Annotated in this window: 20 protein-coding genes and 2 pseudogenes; 6 read left to right on the top strand and 16 right to left on the bottom strand. The window is 69.6% G+C overall.

What is annotated here, in order from left to right:
* Window positions 1–4 precede the first annotated feature (4 nt).
* The 4 genes from ACQEVY_RS05350 to ACQEVY_RS05335 all read right to left on the bottom strand — a co-directional run bounded on the left by ACQEVY_RS05350 (window position 5) and on the right by ACQEVY_RS05335 (window position 4,349).
* Entirely contained in the window at window positions 5–1,033 is a 1,029-nt protein-coding gene (locus ACQEVY_RS05350) for an amidohydrolase family protein (protein WP_432945326.1), read from the bottom strand.
* A complete protein-coding gene (locus ACQEVY_RS05345) occupies window positions 1,030–2,193 on the bottom strand; it encodes an FAD-dependent oxidoreductase (protein ID WP_432945324.1) in 1,164 nt (387 codons plus the stop codon). Before ACQEVY_RS05345 ends, ACQEVY_RS05350 begins: the two co-directional genes overlap by 4 nt.
* 216 nt (window positions 2,194–2,409) lie before the next feature.
* Window positions 2,410–3,372, bottom strand: coding sequence for a cyclase family protein (locus ACQEVY_RS05340; protein WP_432945322.1), 963 nt, complete (start codon window positions 3,370–3,372; stop codon window positions 2,410–2,412).
* The gene (locus ACQEVY_RS05335; RefSeq protein ID WP_432945319.1) at window positions 3,369–4,349 is read right to left on the bottom strand and encodes a fumarylacetoacetate hydrolase family protein; all 981 of its coding nucleotides are present in this window, start codon (window positions 4,347–4,349) and stop codon (window positions 3,369–3,371) included. The genes ACQEVY_RS05340 and ACQEVY_RS05335 overlap by 4 nt, the downstream gene beginning before the upstream one ends.
* A 122-nt stretch (window positions 4,350–4,471) precedes the next feature.
* On the opposite strand from ACQEVY_RS05335, the gene ACQEVY_RS05330 reads away from it, so the two are divergent.
* Entirely contained in the window at window positions 4,472–5,413 is a 942-nt protein-coding gene (locus tag ACQEVY_RS05330; protein ID WP_432945317.1) for a LysR family transcriptional regulator, read from the top strand.
* A 60-nt stretch (window positions 5,414–5,473) separates the two neighbouring features.
* Here ACQEVY_RS05330 and ACQEVY_RS05325 read toward each other — a convergent pair whose 3' ends face one another.
* The 4 genes from ACQEVY_RS05325 to ACQEVY_RS05310 form a co-directional block, all read right to left on the bottom strand.
* Window positions 5,474–6,301 (bottom strand): hypothetical protein, encoded by an 828-nt coding sequence (locus ACQEVY_RS05325; RefSeq protein WP_432945315.1) that lies wholly within the window; start codon window positions 6,299–6,301, stop codon window positions 5,474–5,476.
* Window positions 6,302–6,390: 89 nt separating this feature from the next.
* Window positions 6,391–6,852, bottom strand: a complete 462-nt coding sequence (locus tag ACQEVY_RS05320) for a glycine-rich domain-containing protein (protein WP_432945313.1) — start codon at window positions 6,850–6,852, stop codon at window positions 6,391–6,393.
* 117 nt (window positions 6,853–6,969) lie between these two features.
* Entirely contained in the window at window positions 6,970–7,155 is a 186-nt protein-coding gene (locus tag ACQEVY_RS05315; RefSeq protein WP_432945311.1) for a hypothetical protein, read from the bottom strand.
* Window positions 7,156–7,362: 207 nt separating this feature from the next.
* Window positions 7,363–7,863 (bottom strand): hypothetical protein, encoded by a 501-nt coding sequence (locus ACQEVY_RS05310; protein WP_432945309.1) that lies wholly within the window; start codon window positions 7,861–7,863, stop codon window positions 7,363–7,365.
* Window positions 7,864–8,064: 201 nt separating this feature from the next.
* Here ACQEVY_RS05310 and ACQEVY_RS05305 point away from each other — a divergent pair, with 201 nt between their 5' ends.
* Together ACQEVY_RS05305 and ACQEVY_RS05300 are read left to right on the top strand one after the other, a co-directional pair.
* On the top strand, window positions 8,065–9,402 hold the full coding sequence (locus tag ACQEVY_RS05305; RefSeq protein WP_432945307.1) for a transcriptional regulator: 1,338 nt from the start codon (window positions 8,065–8,067) through the stop codon (window positions 9,400–9,402).
* 43 nt (window positions 9,403–9,445) lie between these two features.
* A complete protein-coding gene (locus tag ACQEVY_RS05300) occupies window positions 9,446–9,979 on the top strand; it encodes an NUDIX hydrolase (protein WP_432945305.1) in 534 nt (177 codons plus the stop codon).
* 132 nt (window positions 9,980–10,111) lie between these two features.
* Here the strand turns inward: ACQEVY_RS05300 and ACQEVY_RS05295 are convergent, their stop codons facing one another.
* Window positions 10,112–10,369, bottom strand: a complete 258-nt coding sequence (locus tag ACQEVY_RS05295; RefSeq protein ID WP_432955066.1) for a hypothetical protein — start codon at window positions 10,367–10,369, stop codon at window positions 10,112–10,114.
* A 93-nt stretch (window positions 10,370–10,462) separates the two neighbouring features.
* Between ACQEVY_RS05295 and ACQEVY_RS05290 the strand changes: the two genes are divergently transcribed.
* Entirely contained in the window at window positions 10,463–10,636 is a 174-nt protein-coding gene (locus ACQEVY_RS05290; RefSeq protein ID WP_432955065.1) for a hypothetical protein, read from the top strand.
* Here the strand turns inward: ACQEVY_RS05290 and ACQEVY_RS05285 are convergent.
* The 3 genes and pseudogenes from ACQEVY_RS05285 to ACQEVY_RS05275 form a co-directional block, all read right to left on the bottom strand.
* Window positions 10,583–10,825, bottom strand: a pseudogene (locus tag ACQEVY_RS05285) (helix-turn-helix domain-containing protein); the annotation flags it as partial. The gene ACQEVY_RS05290 and the pseudogene ACQEVY_RS05285 sit on opposite strands and share 54 nt — an antisense overlap.
* On the bottom strand, window positions 10,822–12,000 hold the full coding sequence (locus tag ACQEVY_RS05280; protein ID WP_432945303.1) for a Cmx/CmrA family chloramphenicol efflux MFS transporter: 1,179 nt from the start codon (window positions 11,998–12,000) through the stop codon (window positions 10,822–10,824). The pseudogene ACQEVY_RS05285 and the gene ACQEVY_RS05280, both read right to left, overlap by 4 nt.
* A gap of 357 nt (window positions 12,001–12,357) precedes the next feature.
* Complete coding sequence (locus tag ACQEVY_RS05275; protein ID WP_432945301.1) at window positions 12,358–13,020, bottom strand: maleylpyruvate isomerase N-terminal domain-containing protein; 663 nt, start codon at window positions 13,018–13,020, stop codon at window positions 12,358–12,360.
* Between the two features lie 409 nt (window positions 13,021–13,429).
* On the opposite strand from ACQEVY_RS05275, the gene ACQEVY_RS05270 reads away from it, so the two are divergent.
* The gene (locus ACQEVY_RS05270; RefSeq protein ID WP_432945298.1) at window positions 13,430–14,377 is read left to right on the top strand and encodes a ribosome-inactivating family protein; all 948 of its coding nucleotides are present in this window, start codon (window positions 13,430–13,432) and stop codon (window positions 14,375–14,377) included.
* 220 nt (window positions 14,378–14,597) lie between these two features.
* On the opposite strand, the gene ACQEVY_RS05265 is transcribed toward ACQEVY_RS05270, so the two are convergent.
* The 3 genes and pseudogenes from ACQEVY_RS05265 to ACQEVY_RS05255 all read right to left on the bottom strand — a co-directional run bounded on the left by ACQEVY_RS05265 (window position 14,598) and on the right by ACQEVY_RS05255 (window position 20,221).
* Complete coding sequence (locus ACQEVY_RS05265) at window positions 14,598–15,896, bottom strand: MFS transporter (protein WP_432945296.1); 1,299 nt, start codon at window positions 15,894–15,896, stop codon at window positions 14,598–14,600.
* A 226-nt stretch (window positions 15,897–16,122) separates the two neighbouring features.
* Window positions 16,123–17,267, bottom strand: a pseudogene (locus ACQEVY_RS05260) (Glu/Leu/Phe/Val family dehydrogenase).
* Between the two features lie 56 nt (window positions 17,268–17,323).
* Window positions 17,324–20,221: an FAD-binding and (Fe-S)-binding domain-containing protein gene (locus ACQEVY_RS05255; protein WP_432945294.1), complete on the bottom strand. Its 2,898-nt coding sequence runs from the start codon at window positions 20,219–20,221 to the stop codon at window positions 17,324–17,326.
* Between the two features lie 182 nt (window positions 20,222–20,403).
* On the opposite strand from ACQEVY_RS05255, the gene ACQEVY_RS05250 reads away from it, so the two are divergent.
* Window positions 20,404–21,339, top strand: a complete 936-nt coding sequence (locus ACQEVY_RS05250) for a LysR family transcriptional regulator (RefSeq protein ID WP_432945292.1) — start codon at window positions 20,404–20,406, stop codon at window positions 21,337–21,339.
* A gap of 20 nt (window positions 21,340–21,359) precedes the next feature.
* Here the strand turns inward: ACQEVY_RS05250 and ACQEVY_RS05245 are convergent, their stop codons facing one another.
* Window positions 21,360–22,109 carry a LysR family transcriptional regulator gene (locus ACQEVY_RS05245; RefSeq protein WP_432945290.1) on the bottom strand — a complete coding sequence of 250 codons (750 nt, stop codon included), beginning with the start codon at window positions 22,107–22,109 and terminating at the stop codon, window positions 21,360–21,362.
* Window positions 22,110–22,169: the final 60 nt, after the last annotated feature.

The raw sequence follows: 22,169 nt of genomic DNA, 5'->3' as shown, positions 1-22,169 counted from the left end.
GGTGTCAGTCCTTCCGGAGGAGGGCGGCGGCGTTGCCGCCTCGTACGGCGTGGAAGTCGGCGTCGGGCAGGCCCGCGGCGCGCAAGGCGCCCAGCGGGTCCTCGGTGCCCATGTCGAAGGGGAAGTCGGAGCCGAGCAGGACCCGGTTGGGGCCTGCGGCGCGTATCAACTCCCGCAGTACGTACGGGTCGTGGACGAGGGAGTCGAAGTACAGCCGCTTCAGATAGCTGCTCGGCGGGTGGGCGCAGTCCCGGGCGTCGGGGCGGGCCCGCCAGGCGTGGTCGGAGCGGCCGATGTGGGTGGGGAGGTAGCCGCCGCCGTGCGCCGCGATCAGCTTCAGGCCCGGATGGCGGTCCAGTACGCCGGAGAAGATCAGGTGGGAGAGGGCGACGGCGTTCTCGGTGGGCTGGCCGACCGTGTTGGACAGGTACCACTGGTCAAGGCGCTCGTCGAGCGTGCAGCCGAACGGGTGCAGGAACACGAGGGCACCGGTCTCCTCCGCGCGCGCCCAGAAGGGCGCGAGCCGTGGGTCGGAGAGTTCCAGCGCCCGTGTCCCGCCTGGCCCCGGCGCGTGCGAGGAGATCTCCACGCCCTTCAGTCCCTGGTCCAGGGCGTGGTCGAGCAGAGCGATCGCGAGGTGGGGGTGTTGGAGCGGGATCAGCCCGAGGCCGTGCAGCCGGTCGGGGGCCTTGGCGCAGTGCGCGGCGGTGCCCTCGTTGGCCAACCGGCATACTCGCTCGGCCAGTTGGGGCTCGGCCCAGTAGTGGTAGTGGGATGGAGAGGGGCTCACCAGCTGTATGTCCACGTCGGCCGCGTCCATGGCCGCCAGGCGCACGGCGACGTCCGTCAGCCTCGGCACGCGCGCGCCCACCATGGGACCGTTCACGGCGAGGGCCGCCGGCCCGTTGCGGCGGGCGTCGAGATCGCGGGCCGCGGCGAGGCCCGTGTGACCGGCGACGGTCTCCTCGACGTCCGGGAGCAGCAGGTGGGCGTGGACGTCGATCGTCGGAGCCGACGACGGGGGCCGGGTCACGGGAGTTCCTTCAGCGCGCTCAGGGTGCGGCCGATCAGCCCGGGTACGTCCGCGTCGCGCACCCCGTCGAGCAGCCACTGAGCGAGCTGGACGGAGGCGTCGACGACCATACGTACACGGGGCAGCCGTCTGGCGTGGTAGTCGGTGAGGAGCTTCTCGTCCCAGGAGTCCCGGCCGGTCAGTAGATCGGCGAGGACCTGGGCGTCCTCCAGAGCCATCGCGGCACCCTGGGCGAAGGTGGGCGGGCAGGCGTGGGCGGCGTCCCCGATGAGCACGACCCGGCCGCGATGCCACGGGCCCTCCACCAAATGCCGGTCGAACCACGTGTAGTTGACGGCCTTCGGGTCGGTGAACGCGGCGCGGAGCTCCTCCCACACGCCGCCGTAGCCCTCGCTGAGCGCCCGCATCTCGTCGGCGTACGCGTCCGGGTCCAGCGAGGCCCGGTCGCGGGCCGGCTCGACGAGGTACGTGTAGACCGTGTCCTCGCTGGTCGGGCAGTACCCGGCGATGAAACAGCGCCCGCCGTAGATCATCTCGGTGCGGCGGACACCGGCCGGGCGGGGCGCGGGGGCCCGCCAGATGCCCATGCCGTTGGGCTGGGGCTCATCGGTGATGCCGATCATGGAGCGGGTGGCGGAGTGCAGCCCGTCGGCGCCGACCACCAGGCCGTACCGCCGTCTCGTACCGTCCGAGAAGGTCACGTCCACACCCTCGCCGTCCTGCTGGAAGGCGGTGGCCGTGGTGCCCAGACGGACATCGGCGCCCGAGGCCCGCACCTGCTCGATGAGGAGCTGCTGGAGCCTGGGGCGCTGCATACCGATGTGGGCGGGCAAGTCGTCGCCGCCGGTACGGAGTTCGTCGTGGGCGTGCAGCACGGTGCCGTCGGGGGCGAGCACCGCGAGGCCGTCAGCGGCGTAACCGTCCTTCTCGATCCCTTCGAGGACTCCGACCTCGCGCAGTACGCGCAGAGCGTTGCCCTGAAGGGTGATTCCGGACCCGGCGGAGGCCTTCCAGTCGGGGCTCGACTCGACGAGGTCGACGGCGATCCCGGCCCGGCGCAGCAGGACGGTCAGGGCGTTTCCGGAGGTGCCTCCGCCTATGACCAGGACGATGGGGGCGCCCCCAGCCGGAGGCGGGGGGAGGGTGAAGCTGTCAGCCATGTCGGGGATACCTCCCGGGGTTGGGCCGCGCGGCTTCGGGCGGCCGGGGGTGGGGCTGTCGCCCGCCGAGCGCTCCGCTGAGAGTGCTGAGAGTGCGGTACGAAAGCTGCGGGCTGTCTGTGGCTGGTCGAGCAGTTCCCCGCGCCCCTTCGGGGCGCCGGATACCGCGCCGGACTTCGGCGGGTCCGCTCGATGCGGGCCCGGCGACGGCGCGGGCTACTTCACCGCCAGGGGATTGACCGGGGAGCCGACGGCGCCGGTGATGGGCAGGGGAGCGGCGGTGAGCCAGAACTCGTACACGCCGTCATCGGCGCAGTCCGCGGCGAGGGCGTCGAGGTCCCACATCTCGCCGATCAGCAGGCCCATGTTGGGGATGACGACCTGGTGCAGCGGCTGGAAGGCGTTGTCGAACTCGTTCGGCCGTACCTCGAACCCCCAGGTGTCGGTGGCGATCGCGGCGATCTCCGTACGGTGCAGCCAGCCTGCGGTGGTGAACGACAGGCCGGGCGCGGGGCCGCCCGCATAGTCGCCCCAGCCCTCCCGCCGGGCGCGGGCGAGGCGCCCGGTGCGTACGAGGACGATGTCGCCGCGGCCGACGGTCACGTCATGGGCCTCGGCGGTGGCAGTGAGGTGCTCCTCAGTGACAGCGAAGCCATCGGTCAACTCACCGCTTTCACCGACCACTTGGCCGACGTCCAGCAGTACGCCGCGACCGGCCACGTACGGAGCCATGTGCTCGATGCCCGTGACCAGGTCGCCCTCGGATGTGACCGTGGTCGAGGCGTCCCTCCCGTTCCACGCCTTGCCGTGGTCGAAGATGTGCCCGAGCCCGTCCCACTGCGTGGAGCACTGCAACGGCATCGCGATCACGTCGTCCGCGCCTCCGATACCGTGCGGGAAGCCCTGGTTGCCGAGGGCGGCGTCGGTGCCGGTGTCGAGCATGGTGTGCACCGGATTGGTCCGCCGGCGCCAGCCCTTCTGCGGTCCGTTCATGTCGAACCGCTGCGAGAGGGAGAAGCTCACGCCCCGGCGCACCAGCGCCGCGCTTTCACGCCGCTTGGCCTCGTCGAGGAAGTTGAGGGTGCCGAGCACGTCGTCCTCGCCCCAACGCCCCCAGTTCGAGTAGGACTTGGCGGCGTCGGCGATCGCGCCCTCCGGGTCGCGGCGGTCCAGGCTCACGACTTCTCCTCCACACAGCGGGTGCGCTGCACACCCAGCCCGGTGATCGAACCCTCCATGACGTCGCCGTCGCGCAGTAGCCGCCCCCAGTGGATGCCGTTACCGGCCGGGGACCCCGTCAACACCAGGTCGCCGGGCAGGAGTTGGGCCGACTGCGAGATGTACGACACCAGCCGCGCGACGCCGAAGAGCATGTCCTTGGTGGACTCGTCCTGCATGGTCTCGCCGTTCAGCTTCAGCGTGACCCGTAGGTCACCCGGGTCGGCGATGGACCCGGCGGGCACGATCCAGGGCCCGAGCGGGGTGAAGCCCGGGGCGTTCTTGCAGCGCAGCCAGTCGGTGCCGATGGCGGGCATGTCCCGGCGGAAGACGGTGGCGCGGTCGGTGAGGTCGTTGGCGATCGTGTAGCCGGCGACGTACTCCAGGGCCTCCTCGACCGGCACCTGGTGGGCGGGCTTGCCGATCACGGCCGCCAACTCCAGCTCCCAGTCCGGCTGTTCGGCCCAAGAAGGGAGGACGACATCGTCGTACGGACCGGTGATCGCGCTCGGCAGTCCGATGAAGACGTACGGCAGGTCTTCGGCCGCCCGCCGGTCCATGATCGCGGCGATCTCGGCGCGGGCCTCCTCGACGGTGCGCGGGTCGTCGCGGGAGCGGTGGGCGACCTCGAGGTCGATCACGTGCTGGCGGTAGTTGGCACCGGACTGGAAGATCTGACGGGGCTCCAGCGGGGCGTGCACACGCAGGCCGTCCAGCGGCCGCCAGTCGAGCGTGTCGTCGTCCGCCAGGGAGTGCAGGACGGGGAGGGACTGCTCCCACCGTTCCAGTACGGCTCGTATGCCGGACGGCGCCCAGTCCAGGGACCTGCTCAGGTCAATGACTCGGCCGTTGGCCAGGAGACCGGGGAACGGCACCCCGTCCGGAGCGGAGAACGTACCGAGTGCGAACGGGCCGGCAGGTTGCGCGAGCGTTGCCATCTAATTTCCTCCCTGCTGGGTTGCGGTCTACTGTGACCCCCATCGGCCAATCACGGAAATCAATCCTGTGGATGTGCCTAATCCATGCCGTGGATGGCTCTCAGTCGTATAGGCGGTGCCCGGTGAACCTGTCCCGACTCGACCTCAACCTGGTCCTCGCCCTGCGCGCGCTGCTCGAGGAGCGCAACGTCACCCGGGCCGGCGAGCGCGTCGGACTGAGCCAGCCCGCGATGAGCGCGGCGCTGTCCCGGCTGCGCCGCCACTTCGACGATGAACTGCTCGCCCGCACCGGCAACAGCTACGAGCTGACACCGCTCGGTGTGGCCCTACGGGACCGCAGCGCCACCGCGTGCGACCTGCTGGAGCGCGTCTTCTCCAGCCAGGCCGACTTCGAACCGGCCGTGGAGACCCGGGAGTTCACCCTGCTCGCCGCCGACTACGGCACGGCCGTCTTCGGCGCCGCGCTCGCCCGCGCCCTGCACCAGGAGGCACCCAGCATCCGGCTCACCTTCCAGCACCCGGCACCCTCCGTCGAGGAGAACACCGCCGCCCTGCTGAGCACCGTCGACGGACTGCTGATGCCGCACGGCGTCATCGCCGGCTTCCCCTACGTCGACCTCCACCAGGACCGCTGGCTGTGCATGGTCGCCGACGACCACCCCGAGGTCGGCGACGCACTCACTCTCGACCAACTGGCCCGCCTGCCTTGGGCCGTCTACCAGCGCCCGTACGACGCCCCGGCCGCCCGCCAGCTCAGCATGCTCGGCATCAGCCCCCGGGTGGAGGTCTCCGTGCAGACCTTCCAGCTGCTGCCTCACATGGTCGAGGGCACCCGCCGTATCGCGATGATCCAGGAACGCCTGGCCCGCAAGGCGGTCCGCTCCGCCGCCGTACGGGTCCTGCCCTGCCCCTTCGAGGCCGTACCGGTGCAGGAGGCGATGTGGTGGCACCCGCTGCACACCCAGGACGCGGCCCACATCTGGCTACGACAGAAGGCGACGGAGGTGGGCGCGACGCTGACGGGCTACGGTCCCGACGACGGATCGGCCCGCGCGTCGGGCTGAGCAAGGCCGGACAGGTTCCCCATGAAACCTGCCCGGCCTCGAATGCGCCGGCGCGCACGATCAGGGAGAAGACGTCCCTCCAGGGAGCGTCACGGACCCACGGTGGGTGGCCCATTCTCGGGCAGCGGCGGTGAGAGCCGCCCGATGCGGCAGGGGTCGCGTCCGCTCCCAGTCCTCCCACGCGGCATAAACCGTGCGCGCGAAGGCCGTGACGTCGTCCGCATCGGCCGTACGGTACGCGGGAACCTGCCGGGCGATCATCTCGGCATGCTCCGGGTCGTGGCCGGCCGAGATGAGCCGGGGAACCGTCAGGGCAGTGTCTGCCCACGAGGGGGCGGGGCAGGACAGCGCCCAGTCGAGGAGCAGCAGCTCCCCGACAGGGGTCACCAGCATGTTGTGCGGGGACATGTCCGTGTGGGCGAGTCCTCGGCCCTGCAGTCCGGGCGGCACGCCCTCGGGTAGGAAATCAGCCCACCGCGAGTGAAGCGGCTTCTTGAGGTTGGCCTCGGGCCACGGCGTCTCGGACATGACGGTGAGGGTGCGCACCAGGGGAGCGAGATCGTCGGACCCCGGAGCCAGGTCCGGGTGGCGGCCATCCACGTACTCGTACCCGCACAGCAGCCATCCGCCGGCGTCGACCTCCCACAGCACGCGAGGTGCGAGCGGCGCGCAGCGCGTGACCTGTGCCTCGTGGCGGTACACCCACGCCTGCGAGTCCTCCTGGCGCGTGCCCTTGACGAAGGCTCGACCCACTCGGGTATGGACGGTACAGGCCAGCCGGGACATGACGCCGTGCGGCGCGGTCTCCGCCATCGCGACCGGGCCCGTGAGTCGCTCCACGGCGGCCCGCGTCGCTGCCGGTAGATCGTGCCACTCGATGCGGTCCACCCGCGTACTCCAGAGTCGGTCGAGCAGAAGGCGGCCGACCCTCGGCCTGGCCACAGCGTGGCACAGGCCGAGGGCCAACACGGGGACTGTCAGAGGTGGTTGGGGCTGTCCAAGCAGTTCGCATGACACTGCGAGCACTCCGCGAGGTCCAGCTCGGGCCAGAACTCCATGTCGATCTCGTACCCGGCGAGAGTGATCGCATAGACGGTCCGGGCGCGCAGCGCCTTGCCTCCGCCGTGCTCCTCCTTGTCGAGGAATCCGGGCTGGTGGTGCAGGAACCTGCCGAACTTCCGCTCGCAGAACTCCTGATACGCCTTGGTGTGGAGCAGGAAGGCGTGCCAGAAATCGTCGACGAGCGGCGAGGGGCTGAGCGGACGGCCTGCGTAGTCGCACGCCGCGAGGAAGGCCAGCATCTGGCCGACGCCCCGGTCTGCCTTCTCCGCGGTGAGCTGCGGGAACTTGTCGCGCATGTTGGATACGAGGGTGGCTCGCATCTCCGAGCTGAGCAGCGTTCGCGCGTCCGTTGCGGGGCGTTCCTGGATCGTGGTCACGTGCTTGCCTCCATGGCTTGTGGATGGTTGCTTGCACTTGCTGACCGCCCCGCCCACCTTCAGCTTTGCTCCTACGTCGTGGGCGCTGCGGGCTTGGGGGCGGCGCGAGGAACGGCGCTACGTCCAGCGCCTCTTGTGGTACGGGTTCGAGTGCTCCGGGTAGCGCTGCTCGTGCCCGACGGGCTCGCAGCAGTGGAAGCCGTGGCGCGGCTCCTGGGCCCAGCAGTAGCCGGCCAGCCCTGGCGGGCCGGGCGGCATGTCCTGGATTCGGACGATGCCCGTCTTCGTCTGCTTCCGCGTCATGGTCGTTTCTCCTGTGTGTCCTGGTACGTGCGCCACAGAGACTCGGCCTTCTCGCACCGGTTCCATCCGTGCCCCAGGTGTCGCATCCGGCGGAGTGGTCGGAGTAGTCGCGGTACGCCTGCTGTGATCGCATGCGCGCGCCGTTGAGAGCGTGCGGGACGTGCCCGAAGGAACTGCCCGAGTCCTGCGGCAGCACTTCGCCGCCGCTCACTTCGGGTCCTCGGTGGCGGTCCGAAGGTTGCCGACCGCCACGAGCTGCGCCACCGCGGTCGGCGTGCACAGTTCGGCGGCCGAGGGCATCGCCACTGACCAGTACGAGGCCCACGCCTGGTGGTCCAGCCCCACAGCGTCCGGCCGCGGAACGCCCAGATACGTGTCGCGTCCCAGGCACTCCGCGCCCGGCTGCCGCCACCTGGCGGCCGTGCTGGCGGGCACCAGCGCGTAAAAGTGGCGCCCGCGACGGGCGCAGATGACGGGGCCGCCGTGGAGGGCCTCAGCGAGGAACGCGTCCACCGTCGCGGGATCCTCACTTCCGGCCGCGGCATGCACCAGGCGCGCGGGGATACGAACGGCGGAGAACAGGGTGCCGCAGCGAAGCAGAGCGAGCCCGTGCCTATGCCACTGCGCGCGGGCCTCGTCGTGGCTATCGGCTGCGGCGAGAAGCCAGTGGGCGGTCACCAATTCCCGCTCGGCTCTGGTGGTCACCACGGGCTCAGCCACAACGGGGCTCTGTGTATCGGTCACGGCACTGCCTGTCTCCGTGCAGTGAGGGGATTCCATGAAGTGATGCTGTCGGGCCAGGTCAGCGAGCGGGAGTGTGTGCAAGGGGTGCGCCGCATTGGCCAGTTCACACACTGTGTGATCGGGGTGTGGCTACGCTCCACACATCGAGTGATACGGAGTGCACACATGGAGCCGAACACCCTCCTCGACGCCCTCCTCGACGAGGCAGGCATGTCCCGAGTCGGGCTCGCTGCTCGCGTGAACGAGGCCGCCAGAGCCCGCGGCAAATCCGCGAGATACGACCACAGTTCGGTAATCCGCTGGTTAAAGGGCCAGCGCCCGCGCGGCATCGTGCCCGACCTGATCTGCGAAATCCTCGCCACGCGCATCGGCCGCCCGCTCACCCTCGAGGACATCGGCATGGGCAAGACCAACGCTCCGCAACCAGCTTCAACCCCGCTCGCCGGATTCATCGAACGCTCCACCGCCCTGTGGCGGGGAGATCTCCAGCGGCGGCCGGAGGTCCAGGCCCAACCGGTCATCACCGGACTGCCAGCAGTTGGCCCTGTGTGGGAGTGGGAGAACCCGCCCGACGACACCGACGTCTCCCGTGGCGGGACGCCACGAGTGGGCATGGCGGACGTGGACCTCCTGCGCAGCGCTCGCAGCCACTACGAGCAGATGTACCGGAAGGCCGGCGGGGTCACGACCCGCGGCCGGGTCCTCCAGTTCCTCACCACAGAGACGGCGCCGCTGCTGCGCGGTGCGTACACGGATTCCACCGGGCGTGAGCTCCATCGCGCGGTCGGCGGACTCGTCGCGGTCGCAGGGATCTGCTCGTACGACTCGGACGCCCAGGGCCTGGCTCAGCGCTACTTCCACCAGGCGCTACGCCTCGCGAAGGCCTCTGGCGACCGGGCTTTCGGCGGTTACGTGATCGCGCTCCTGGTCAACCAGGCGCTCTACATGCGCGAGTACCGGCAAGCCGTCGCCTTCGCCGAGGCCGGCCTACGCACGGCCGGTCACGCGATCTCGCCCGCGCTCGCCTGTGACCTGCACGCAATGCAGGCCAAGGCCTTCTCCCGCATGGGTGACCAGGACGGTGCGCACCGCGCGATGACGGCAGCCGAGACTGCGGCTGGGCAGATCCGGCGCGACGAGGAACCGGCGGAGACCGGCTACGTGCAGCCCGGCCTATTGGAGGCGAACCTCGCGGATGCGCTGATGCGGCTCGGGGACATGGCCCCCGCCACGACGTACGCCGTCGAGGCGGTCGCGACGCAGACGCATGAGCGGGGCCGTGTGCATCGGCTCGCCACACTCACAGACTGCCAGCTGCGCGCTGGTGACGCCGAGCAGGCCGCTGCTACTGCCACGGACGTACTGGAGAACATGCAGGGCATGGAGTCGCAGCGGCTGCGCGATCGGCTCCTCAAGCTGCGCAGCAGCATGGCTGGGATCCACAGCAGCGCGACGTCCGAGGTCGTCGAGCGGATCGACGACACCCTGCGCATCCCTCTGTAGTCGGTGTGCTGGGATGGGGCTGTACCCGACGAGAGGCCCGAGCATGTCTGTGTGGCGGAACCTCGGCGAGCGCACCGTGTACGAGAACCGGTGGGTCTCGGTGAACATGGCCGATGTGGAGCTGCCCGACGGCCGACACCTCGACCACACCGTGATCCGACTGCGCCCGGTCGCGGTGGCCACTGTCGTCAACGAGGCAAACGAAGTGATGCTGCTGTGGCGGCACCGGTTCATCACCGACGCGTGGGGGTGGGAGCTCCCATCAGGAGGCACTGGCGAGGGCGAGGACCCCGCCGTCGCGGCGGCGCGCGAATTCGAGGAGGAGACCGGTTGGCGTCCGGGGCCGATGCGGCTGCTCCTGGCTGTTGATCCGATGCCGGGGATCTCGACGAGCCATCATCGCGTGTACTGGTCGGACCAGGCACGGCACGTCGGTGAGCCGCGCGACAGTTTCGAGTCCGCGCGTCGTGAATGGGTGCCGCTGGAGAAGGTGCCCGAGCTGATCGGCCGGGGCGAAGTCAGGTCGGCGAATGCGGTCGCCGCGCTGCTGATGCTGCGCCACCTCCGCCTCGGCTGAAGCGGGGCATGACGAAGGCGCCCTCCCGCCCGGGTACGGCACGCCGAGGAGGACCCAGCTGGGTAGCCTGCCGAAGCGAACCCCCTGTCGAATGAGGTTCAGCATGGGCTCCGTGCTGTCAGGGGTGTGCGCTTACTGCTCCCGCTGCTCCGTGCGGTTGAGGCCGTGGGCGATCTCCTGGAGGATCTCCTGCTCCGGCTTCCCAGTCATGCGGGACAGCTGGGCCAGGAGCAGGGCGCACAGGGCTGTCGCGCCGTCAGCGACCTGATCGAGGTTCCCATCGGACGCGCGACGCTGGGCCATGTACTGCGTCATGAGGTCGTTGCCGGAGGTGTAGGCGGTCATGGCCTCGATGCCGAGGCGTACGCGGTCGTAATCGTTCGCTGCCATCGCGCCACCGTAGTAGCACCCACAGGATTCCCGCCGCTCCGGGAGGGGAGGTGCGGGCGCTGCGTCGAGTTGGTCCTGGCAGCGGCACAGATCATGGCGGTGTTCACCGCGGCCGACCATCCGCTGCGTGCGCGGCAGGTGTACGAGGCGATGGACGTGGCGGTCGCACCCAACAACATCAACAACGTCCGCCTCAAGCTCAAGCGGCTTGTCCCGCCGCAGCTGCTCGATTTGTTCGACGACATCGGGTGGGGTCTGGGTCGGTGAGGATCGCGGGACGCTTGGGCGGTCCTGCAGTCCAAGTTCGCCGTGCGTGTCGTACCGGTTCTTCCACTTGGACAGGCAGGCGCGGGAGACACCGGCCTCGGCGGCGATGTGCGCGATCGGACGGGTGCGGCAGCGCTCCACGAGCCTTCGGCGTCCTTCGATGTTCAAGGGGGCGTTCGCGTGTGTCACCGGAGCACCTCGGTGCTCCGGCCGGCCGTGATGGCGGTGAGGAGGGGGAACGCGATGAGCAGCGCGACCGCGACGAGGAGTCCGCTTGCCCAGAGCGGCCCGAGGTCCCCGGCTTCGGTGCTGAGGGTGGCCGCACCGATGACGGGGCCGACGGCGGCGCCCACGTTGAGCGCCGCGGTCGCATACGAGCCGGCCATGGTGGGGGCTTCCACGGCCTCATAGAGGACCCGTGTGATCAGGGTGCTACCCAGGGCGAACGACAGGGCGCCCTGCACGAACACGAGGATGAACAGGGCGGCCGGTTCGTTGGCCAGTACCGCCAGGGCCGGCCAGCCGATGAGCAGCAGCGGCCCGCCGAATGCGATGACCAGACCGGGACGCTGGTCGGACAGCCGGCCGGCGACGGTGACCCCGGCGAAGGAACCGGCGCCGAAAAGCACCAGAACGACAGAGATCCACAACTCGCCCAGCCCGGCGGTGTCGGTCACGACGGGGGCGAGGAAGGTGAAGCTGCCGAACGTGGCTGCGTTCACCAGCGCGCCGAGCAGCATCACCAAAATCAATGGCGGCCTTGTGAGCTGGGCGAGCTCCGCTTGCAAGGCTGGCCCGCCAGTCACCTCTTCCTTCACACGTCCCGCCGGGATTGCCTTCACGATGCCGAGAGCTGCAGGCAGGCAGAGAGCGGCGACGGCCCAGAAGGCGGCCCGCCAGCCGAGCAACGTGCCGAGTACCGACCCACCAGGGACACCGGCGATCGTGGCCACCGTCGTGCCTGACAGCAGCACGGCCAGCGCGCGTCCCTTCCTGTCGGGAGAGACCAGCGTGGCGGCAGCCGTCAGAGCGACGGCAAGGAACCCTGCGTTTGCGAGCGCGGCGACGACCCGGGTAGCGAACAGGACCGGGAAGCTCGTGGTGATGGCGCCCACGGCGTGAGCTGCCGCGAAAGCGAGGATGAATCCGAGAAGGATAGAGCGCCTGGGCCAGTTGCGGGCAAGCGCGGCCACAAGCGGGGCGCCGACGATCATGCCGACCGCGAAGGCCGAGGTGAGCGTGCCTGCTGTCCCGACTGTGACGCCGAGATCTGAGGCGATGTCCGGCAAGAGGCCGGCAAGCATGAACTCCGAGGTGCCCATGGCGAAGACCGCCATGGCAAGCAGATACAGCGGGAAAGGCATCGAGTGGCTCCGAGGTGAGGAGAAGCACGAGAAGGTCATCTCGTCACCGCGGCCAGCCCCTAGGGCACACCCGTCCCGCCGCAGAATGCGGCGCGACGACAGGGCTACGAGCTCAGTGGTTCAGGGGGCTGACGGCGTGACCGAAAGCCCCACCTTGTCTGACTCAGGACTCGACATGGCCCGCACGGTACCCGACTGACGCCCGTCGAAGCACCTTGGTTTTACCGGCATTGGCCTGTGTCAGCAACGTCATGTCCCGCAACAGCTAGACGAGAACGGGCGATGGTCCGGTCGGCACTGGGTGCCGTTGGCGGATGTGGGTAGATCTCCCTGGGCACCAGCTGGGCTGACGGTTTTCTACGGCCTGCTGTCAGCGCGGGGAGTGCCGTACCAGCGCCACTTGGTAAGGCGCGGCCGACCGGGAAGTTCCACGCGGCCGGTGGCCCAAAGGAGAGTTGGCCACCGGCCGGTATCGGTCGGGGCGTCGGGGAAGAGCCGGTCCAGCACCCGGCCGCATAGGTCTGCGGGCGGGGTCCAGCCCAGGCCCAGGCCCTCGGCGACGTCGTGGGTGTGCACCAGGGTCTCGACGATGCCCATCGCAGCGAAGCCTTCGGGGTCGGCAGGGCCGAAGACGTGATGTGCCCGCACCGTGGGTGGCGTCGTGCGGACGATTGCGGTCAGCAAGGCGCCGCTGGCATCCAGTACTTGCAGCGGACCTGCTGGGCCAGCCTCGCGGTCCGCGAAGACAGCATTCGCGGGGCCGCCCGGCCTCTTGCGGCTCCACGCGAACGGCACGTGGGTGTCCAGCGGCGGGTTCGCCGGGCCCAGTTGGACAGCGTAGGAGAACAGGTCGTCGGCCAGGTGCTCGACCGTCTCCCAACAGTCCCACTCCAGGGAACCGGCCTTGACACTCCAGTCCGGAGCGGTCGCCCCGCGCAGAGCGGCGAGCGCCAAACGGACGGCATGTTCGACATCGGCCGCGGTAACCGGGCCGTTCGGTGATCCCTGTACTCCAGCCATGACGGGACCGTATCAATGATCATCCGACCCCAGGGAACCCGTGTTCGAGTTGAAGGCGGCAAGAGCCAGGCCGTTTCCGGTGAGTCTTTCGCGGCTCCGCCCGGAGTGGAGCCAGATCAACTTCTTACGTTGTGGAGCCACTTCCGGTCCGTGCAGTGGAGCCCAAAGAAGTGCTTGCAAACAGCCAGGAGCCGTTCAAGTCAGTTCCCGGCCTCTCGATACTGGCGGGTTGGGATATTTGCCTCTGTCGGGGCTCCGGCTCCTTGGCCAAGACTTTGCCGAACGGCGCGGGGCACCGAGCGACCCGGGCGTCCGATCGCTCTCCGGGCTGCTCCGCGGTGCCGAGCGCCGACCGTCACCGAAGACGTCCATGACTCGTCCACAAGTCGTCCAGGAAGTGAGCTTTGGCATGCCCATGAAAGAAGTGTCCCCTGTCGAGCGGGCCAGCGGCCCGGGTCACAAACGCCGTTCCCGCTGGCTGACCAGGAAGTTCATGGTCCTCTTCCTCGCCGTTGCCACGCTGCTGGGTGGTGCCGCCGTGGTGGTCCCGCAGTTCCAGGAGAAGGCCAGCGCCATCGATGACGGCAACGACATCACCTGGGACATCAGTGGCGGCCAAAGGGCGTACGACGACATGATCCAAGCCGTACGCCAGCGGGCGACCGGCGGCAGGGTGCTGCGGGAAGGGGTGCTGCAGACCGACCCCAGTCTGGACACCTCTCCCAGGAACCTCTTCGCCATCGACCTGCGGGCCAGTGACCTGCCCGAGAGTTCGGACGGCAACAACGTCCGCCTGATCGTGCGGGCGCGGGACCTGTTCATCATCGGCTACCAGGTCAGGGATGGAAGGGGCAGCGCTTCGCCCATCTACTTCAAGGGCGACGACCCCGACCCCCACTCGGCGGTGCCTTCCGGCACCTTCGGCTTCACGGGCGGCTACGGGGACCTGGAGTCGCGTGGCGGCCAGGCGCGGGCCAACATGAGGCTCAATCAGCAGGTGGTGAACAATGCGTACGAGAACCTGCGGGGGAACGCCAACGTGAACACGGCAGCCCGGTCGATCATGGTGTTCGTCATGATGATCTCGGAAGGCGCGAGGTTCGAGCCGCTGCGCCAGGACTTCAGGGAGGCCTTCGGCTCCAACGGCGCAGGTGAGACAGTCGTCAACGTTGCCGACGCGCGGCTGATGAACCGCTGGAGCGATGCATCGCAGCAGTTCGCCGACAGCCTCAACAACGGGACACCCATCAACTTCGAGGTCGACGACCCCGCAACACCGAGTATCGACTTCGGCGCGAACACGCTGTCGTCGATGGCCGCGATCCTCGCCATCTGCCTTCTGCAGAACAGTCAGTGACGCGCGGGATCAGGATGCCGGCGGGAACGTCGGTGTGCGAGTCGACAGACGTGGAGATCCGCGCCCGACAACGTCCGCCTGAAGCTCAAGCGGCTGGTCGAGCGCGGGGCCATGGTCGAGACCGAGCCGGGGTTGTTCACCCAGCCCCGGCTATTACCTCGATCTATGGGACGGGGCCAGGGCATCGTCGTCGGGTGCCCGGCCCGCCGGCTCCGCGGACTCAGGCCGGCTGCTTCGGCAGCGGCCGGGGGTGCGCGGCGCCCGTGCGGCGCAGAGCGCCCCACAGCCCTGCCGCGACAACCGCGGCAGCCGCACCGAGCAGGCCCACCGCACCCGCGAGACCGCCGACCGCCGGCTCCAGGGCGAGCAGCACCAGTGGGCAGACGAACGCGCCGCCGAAGAAGGCCGACGTCCACAGCCCCGTACCGCGGCCGCGGTCCTCGAACGCCAGGCGGGACATGGCACTGGTGAGGAGGGCGGGCAGCAGCATGCCCGTGCCCAGACAGTTGACCACCGCCCCGACGACCAGCAGCGGGGCGCTGCCGGCGAGGAACATCACCCCGAAACCGGCGCCACAGACCGCGAAGACCGCAGGCAGCGCCACGTCCGGGGAGCGCTTCAGCCGGGCGAACACGAGCGCTCCGGCCACGGTGGCGGCACTCGCGATCGCCGTGGCCAGACCGATGACGCCGGGGTCCTCCACACCGAGGTCGTCGAGCAGGTACGCCATCTCGACCGGGACCGTGTAGAAGACCATCGCTCCGAAGAAGGTGAGGGCGCAGATCCCCGCCAGCGGCCGCCAGGGGAACGGACGACCGGTCATGGCCACGGCCGGGGCCTCGTAGGTGGCGGTCATGGCCACGGCCGGCGCCTCGTGGGTGGCCACGCGGGCCGCCGGGTTGGGCAGAACGGCGACCATCAGCGGGGCGATCACCAGGCTCACGGCGTAGATCCAGAAAGGCACGCGCCAGCCCGCCGAGCCGACGGCGCCGCCCACCACGAAGAAGGCGGTGGCCGACGCGGAGGTGCACACCGCCTGCAGCGCCAGGTACTTCACCCGCTGCCGACCGCTGTAGTAGTCGCCGATCAGGGTGGTGCAGCAGGTCATGATGGCCGCCTCGGCGACACCGACCAGGGCACGGCTGGCGATGATCGCGCCCAGCGAGTCCAGCCAAAGCGGCGCCGTTCCGAACACGGCGTACAGGACGGTCGCCACGACCAGCAGACGCTTACGCCCCAGCCGGTCCACGATCACCCCCGCGAACGGGGCCAGCAGTGCCAGCGACAGCGCCGGAACGGTCAGCGCGAGAGGCACCAATGCCTTCGCCCCCGGCGTCGAGGCGAAGTGCTCCTGCATCCTCGGCAGCACCGGGGCGATCAGCACCGCACCCAGGACCGGCAGACAACTGCCCGCCATCAGCAAGATCAGGCGCAGCAGATGCGCCGGACCCGAGGTGGCGACGGGCGACGGAGCGGTGTCGTCCACCGCGGCGGGGGACAGGGGCACGGAACCGGGCATGGCGACTCCAGGGGACTGTGTACGGGAGCGGGCATGCCGTCACAGGCGCCGACGACGACGCACGGCATGCCGCGGAACACCGGGGAAGTCCACACACCGGGCGCTGATCCGGACAGCGGTGTGCGGGTGGCACGACTATGGGCCGTACGTCACCCCGCCGCCATCCTCCGCGCGATCCGAATCCCGTATCCGCGTCATCCACGCCATGAATGGGGGATGTACGGGCTCAGGAACGTAGCTGCCCCTTGCTCCGCATAGCGGCCCGGACGCGTTCTTCTGCCAGGGTGCGCCCCGCGATATGCGGAGTGGTCGCGCGCCGCCCGGCTTCGTCGAGGACGGTGACGGCGTTGGCGCGCAGCCGCTTGGAGATCGTCTCGAAGATGGTGGGCGTCTCGGGCCGGAACCCGGAGTCGCGGGCGTCCATGGCGAAGGCGGCAGCCACGACGCCCCCGGCGTTGGCGACGAAGTCGGGCAGGACGGCGATCCCGCGCTCGGCGAGAACCGCCTGGGCCTGCGACGAAGTGGGGAGATTGGAGCCCTGCACCACCAACTTGGCCTTGATCTGGTGGGCGGCCTTCTCGTCGATGACGTCCTGGAGAGCGGCCGGTACGAGGACGTCGCAGTCGACGGTGAGTTCCTGACCGGGCTGGATGACAATGCCCTGCGGGTGCCGGGTGACGAAGTCGTCGCCGTACGCATCGTGGGCCGCCCGCAACGCGGGAACGTCCAACCCCGTGGGGCCGTGGTGGGCTCCCCGCGCGGTCGACACGGCGACGACGGTGGCACCGAGCTCGGCGAACCGTACGGCCGCGGCACGGCCCACCGCTCCGAACCCCTGAAGCGCCACGCGGGCGCCACTCAAAGGCAGTTGGAGGTGCCGGGCGGCGGCGTCCGCGGCTTCGGCGACTCCGAATCCGGTGACGCCGAGCTTGTCGTAGGCGACTCCGCCGAGGTGGTCCGGGGCGCCCACCGCCGCACCACGATCGCCGAGCTCGTCCTGGATGATGGCCGCGTCGTCCTCGGTCAGCCCCATGTCGAGGCCCATGATGTACTTGCGGGGCACCTCGTTGGAGAGCGCGCGGGCGACGGCGCGCAGGATCGCCTCCTTGTCGGGGGAGGCGGGGTCCGCGACGATGCCGGCCTTGGCCCCGCCGTAGAACAGGTCGACTCCGGCCCACTTCCAGGTCATGACGCGGGCCAGCCGGGCGATTTCCCCCACGGAGACGTTGGGGCTCATCCGCGTGCCCCCTTGCCGACACCACGGGCGGTGTTGTCGATGACCAGGACGCCCTTCATTCCCGTACGACGATGGGAGACGACGACGATCTTCTCGGGGCCCCAGTCGTCGACGAGGGAGAGTGCGTCAGTCACGTGCGGGTTCCTTGTCTGGTGGGAAATGGGTGCCGTGCCGGGTCAGGGCTGAAGAATCAGGTCTGTTCGCGAAGCGCCTGGGCGATCAGCTTGGCAAGATGCGTACCGCTACGTGCGGTCTGCTGGGCGATCTGCGTACGGCAGCTGAAGCCGTCCGCCAGGACGACCGTGTCCGGGGCGGCCGCCCGTACCGCCGGCAGCAGAACCTGCTCTCCGGCCGCCACGGAAACGTCGTAATGACCGCGTTCGAAACCGAAGTTGCCCGCCAGCCCGCAACAGCCGGAGTTCAGCACGGTGTTGTCGACGCCCATGGCCTCCAGCAGCACGCTGTCGGCACTGAAACCGCTGGTGGCGTGCTGGTGACAGTGGGTCTGGCTGATGGAGCCGACGTCGATTCGCGGCGGCTGCCACCCGGCCGTGTGGTGGAGGAGGAGTTCGGCGAGGGTGACCGTGGACTGGGAGAGGGCCCGCGCGTCGGGATCGCCGTCGAGGAGTTCGGGCAGATCGGTTCTGAGCGCCGCGGTGCAGCTCGGCTCCAGTCCTACGACTGGCACGCCGTCGCGGACCGCCGGGGCGAGCGCGCTGACGGTACGGCGGGCGATACGGCGGGCCATGCCCAGTTGCCCGGTGGTGATCCAGGTCAGCCCGCAGCACTGGGTGCCGTCCGGGACCTGCACCCGATATCCGGCGTGCTCCAGAACCGCCACACCGGCCTTGAGGACCTCGGGCGTGAAGTGGTTGTTGAAGGAATCCGCCCACAGCATGACGGGGCCACGGTGCCCGTCGCCCGCAGGAGCGCGCGTACGGAACCAGCTCAGAAAGGTCCGCTCGGCGAAGCGCGGCACCTCACGTTCGGCGGCGATACCACCCAACCGCTTGACGACCGGCGCGAGGCGAGACGCCGTCACCCCGTTGACGACCCGCGGCATACGAGCCGCCAGGCGGGACAGCAGAGGCAGCCAGCCCATGGAGTAGTGGGACGCGGGCCGCAGGCGTCGTCGGTAGTGGTGGTGCAGGAATTCGGACTTGTACGTGGCCATGTCGACCTCCACCGGACAGTTGACGCTGCACCCCTTGCACGACAAACACAGATCGAGCGCGTCGCGCACGTCGGCGGACCGCCAGCCGTCCGTGATGACCTCGCCCTGGGTCATCTCGTACAGCAGTCGGGCCCGCCCCCGGGTGGAGTCCTTCTCGTCGAGGGTGACGCGATAGCTGGGGCACATGACACCGCCGCGCGGGGTGGCGCTACGACACTTACCGACGCCGACACACCGACGAGTGGCCTTGGCGAAGTCACCGTTGTCGGCATGGAAGGGGAAGACAGTGGCCAGGGGGAGCGGGGTGCGGTGCGGGCTGACCCGGAGGTTGTCGTCGAGGGGCAGCGGTTCGACGATCATTCCGGGGTTCAGGCCGTTGTCGGGATCCCAGACGCCCTTGAACTGCTCGAACAGGGCGATGACTTCGGGCCCGTACATCAACGGCAGCAGCTCCGAGCGTGCCTGGCCGTCACCGTGTTCGCCCGAGAGGGAGCCGCCGTAGGCGGCAACGAGTTCGGCGGCCTCGGTGACGAACGCGCGGAAGACGGCGGTGCCGTGCTCGGTGGTGAAGTCGAAGTCGATACGCACGTGCAGGCAGCCCTCGCCGAAGTGCCCGTAGACGGCGCCGTGGAGGTCGTGGCGGTCGAGCAGTTCGGTGAACTTCCGTAGATAGGAGCCGAGTTGGGCGGGTGGTACGGCAGCGTCCTCCCAGCCGGGCCAGGCTTCCGCCCCGTCGGCGGTACGCGTGGCCAGACCGGCTCCGTCCTCCCGGATCCGCCACAGCTGCCGGGCCCGTACGGGATCGGTGACGACCTCATGACCGGTGAACCCGGCGGTCTGGCTAGCCGCTGCGGTGAACTCCTGGGCCAGCTTGGGCAGTTCGTCCTCCTGCCCGCCGAACTCGGCGAACAGCCACGCCTGCGCGCGCGGCAAGGTATCGATCGTCCTACGGGTCTCAGCGCGGGTCACGATGTCGGTCAGCGCCTGGTCGAGCCCTTCCAGCGCCAGCAGTTGGTGCTCGAGGAGGGCGGGCACGGCGTCGGCCGCAGCGCAGGCATCCCGGTAGCCGAGTACGACAAGTGCCCGAGCAGGAGGGGGAGTTACGAGGGGGACGGTCGCGGCGAGGATGACCGCGAGGGTGCCTTCGCTGCCGACCAGGGCCCGGGCGAGGTTGAATCGCCGCTCCGGCAGCAGGTGTTCGAGCGCGTAGCCCGAGACCTGCCGGGGGAAGCGGCCCAACTCGGTGCGCAGGGTGGCCAGGTTGCGCTCGGCCAGCCGGTGCAGGGACGCGATGAGTTCAGCGCGGTCGTCACCAGCGGCGACGGCTTCGCCAATCTCCTCCTGCGTCATCTCGCCGAGGCGCAGCACGGTCCCGCGGTAGGTGACGACTTCGAGTTCGAGTACGTTCTCCGCGGTGCGGCCCCAGGCGACCGAGTGCGAGCCGCACGCGTTGTTGCCGATCATGCCGCCGAGCGTGCAACGGCTATGCGTCGAGGGATCCGCGCCGAACAGCAAACCGTGTTCACCGGCGGCCCGTTGCAGCTCGTCCAGGACGATGCCGGGTTGCACCGTCGCCGTACGCGCGACGGGATCCACCGCGAGCAGGCGGTTGAAGTAACGTGAGAATTCCAGGACCACACCGGAACCGACGGCCTGCCCCGAAGCGCTGGTGCCCGCCCCGCGCGACGTGATCGGCACGCCCAGGCGGCGGCACACGGCGAGCGCGTTGAGCACATGCCGCCGCTCGCGGGGGAAGACCACGGCCAGCGGAATCCGGCGGTAGTTGGAGGCGTCGGCCGAGTACTGCGCCCGGCGCCCGGCATCCCCCTGCACCTCACCGCAGTCGCCCTTGGCAAGCGCCGCGGTGACGGCCGCCGAGTCGAGACGCCCCGGGCCCTGCACTGTCGCCGTCACTCCGGTAACTCCCTCACGCTCAGGTTGGCTCACGCTCTACTTCGCCCGCTCGCCCCCTCGTCACGATCTGCGTACACCTGCCCATCCTGCAAGGCCCAGCAGCACGAAGGTAATGACGCAGCAGGGAAAGCATTGCTTACGCTGACCGGGCAGTCGCCCCGGAGGCCGACAGGAGGAATCCGTTGCTCAAGCCACAGCACCTGCTCACACTGCGGACTGTCGTACGCACCGGCTCCTTCGTCATCGCGGCCCGCGACCTCGGCTACACCGCCTCCGCGATCTCGCAGCAGATCTCGGCGTTGGAGAAGGAGACAGGCCTCGTCCTCTTCGAGCGGGAGGCGCACGGCATCCGGGCCACCGCGGCCGCACACCGCCTGGTCGACCTCAGCGTCCCGGTACTGGCCGCCATGGACGACCTCGGCCACCAGGTACACGAACTCACCACCGGCGCCACCGGCCGGCTGAGGCTGGGCAGCTTCCCCACCGCCAGCGTCAGACTCGTACCGGCGGCCCTGTCGGCCCTGACCACGACGCACCCCCGAGCCCAGATCCAGCTCGAGGAGGGCGAGCCCGACCAACTCGTCGACGCGCTCAACGACGGCGACCTCGATGTGGCCCTGGTGTACGAGTACGGCCTCTGCCCCCGCCAGTGGCTGGACGGAATGGCCCGCCATCACCTCGTACGCGAGGACCTCGTCCTGCTCAGACCCCGCGGCAGCGGCCTGAGTTCACGCCTGGCCAGGCTGTCCCGAACCCGCTGGATCACCAGCAGAGAAGGAACAGCCGGTGCCCTTTCGCTCACCCGGCTGTGCGCGGCAGCCGGTTTCGAGGCCGCGGTCGCCTTCCGCAGCAACAACTACGACGTCGTACGGGAGTTGGTGTCCACCGGCCTCGGAGTGGCGATCGTGCCAGGCCTCGGCCACTCACCCGGCGACCCGTCCGGCGAAACGGTCGAGGCGACCCGTCTCGCCCAGCGCTCGGCCTTCCGCCGGGTGATGGCCCTGCACCGCAGCGAGAACAGCAATCCGCTGCTCGACACGATGGTCCGCTCGCTGCGAAGTGCCGTACCGGTGGGGGAGCCGTACGTACACCCGGCGCACGACGCACAGCCCGCGTAGGGCTCACGGGCGCGGCTTGCTTACAGATCCGTCACCACACTCACCCCCACCCTGGCCTCGACCAGGGCGAGGGTGGCGGCCGTGTCCGTCACCTCGTGCAGCACCTGCGGTTCGAAACCGGCCCGGCGGCAGGCGGTGAGCACAGCCCGGCCGTAGTAGCTGCCGATCGACGGAAGGATCCATCCCCGTTCCCTGGTGTCCGCGAGGGAGATCCTCCGCCGCCCCGGTATGGCTCCGGCGGGCACGGCGAGTGAGAAGCGCTCCCGGGACAACTCCGTCACCCGCAGGGACGGATCACGCGGGATCGGTACGTCGGGATAGTCCAGGCCCAGCGCCAGATCGACCGCTCCGCCGGCGACAGCGTCGTACACCTCGTCCACGTCCATGTCCCGGCTGCGCACGGTCACGCCCGGATGCCTCGCGCGCACCTGCTGCAGGGCCGGTGGCAGGATCTCGGCGGCGGCCGTCGCGCAGAGCCCGATCCGCAGCGTCCCGGAGACCTCGTTGCGGGTGCGCTTCAGCGCTTCGACCGCCTCGGCCTCCGTGGTGAGGATGCGCTCGGCGTGCAGGGCCAACGTCGCCCCGGCGTCGGTGAGTTCGACGCGACGTCCCACCCGCCGCAGCAGCTCCATGCCGGTGGCCTTCTCCAGCGCGGCGATCTGCTGCGAGACCCCGCCGGGGGTGTAGCCCAGGGCCTCCGCGACCGCGGTGATGGTGCCGCGCCGGGTCAGTTCCACCAGCGAACGCAGCTGTGCACTCGTCCAGTCCATTCAGGGATCGTAAAAGATCAGAAGCATTAACCGTTGATAGACGTCAACGGTTGGGTTGCT

The organism is Streptomyces sp. CA-288835, from assembly GCF_050936385.1.
In the GTDB taxonomy this organism is placed as follows: domain Bacteria; phylum Actinomycetota; class Actinomycetes; order Streptomycetales; family Streptomycetaceae; genus Streptomyces.
This window is presented reverse-complemented; position numbering and strand designations above follow the sequence as displayed.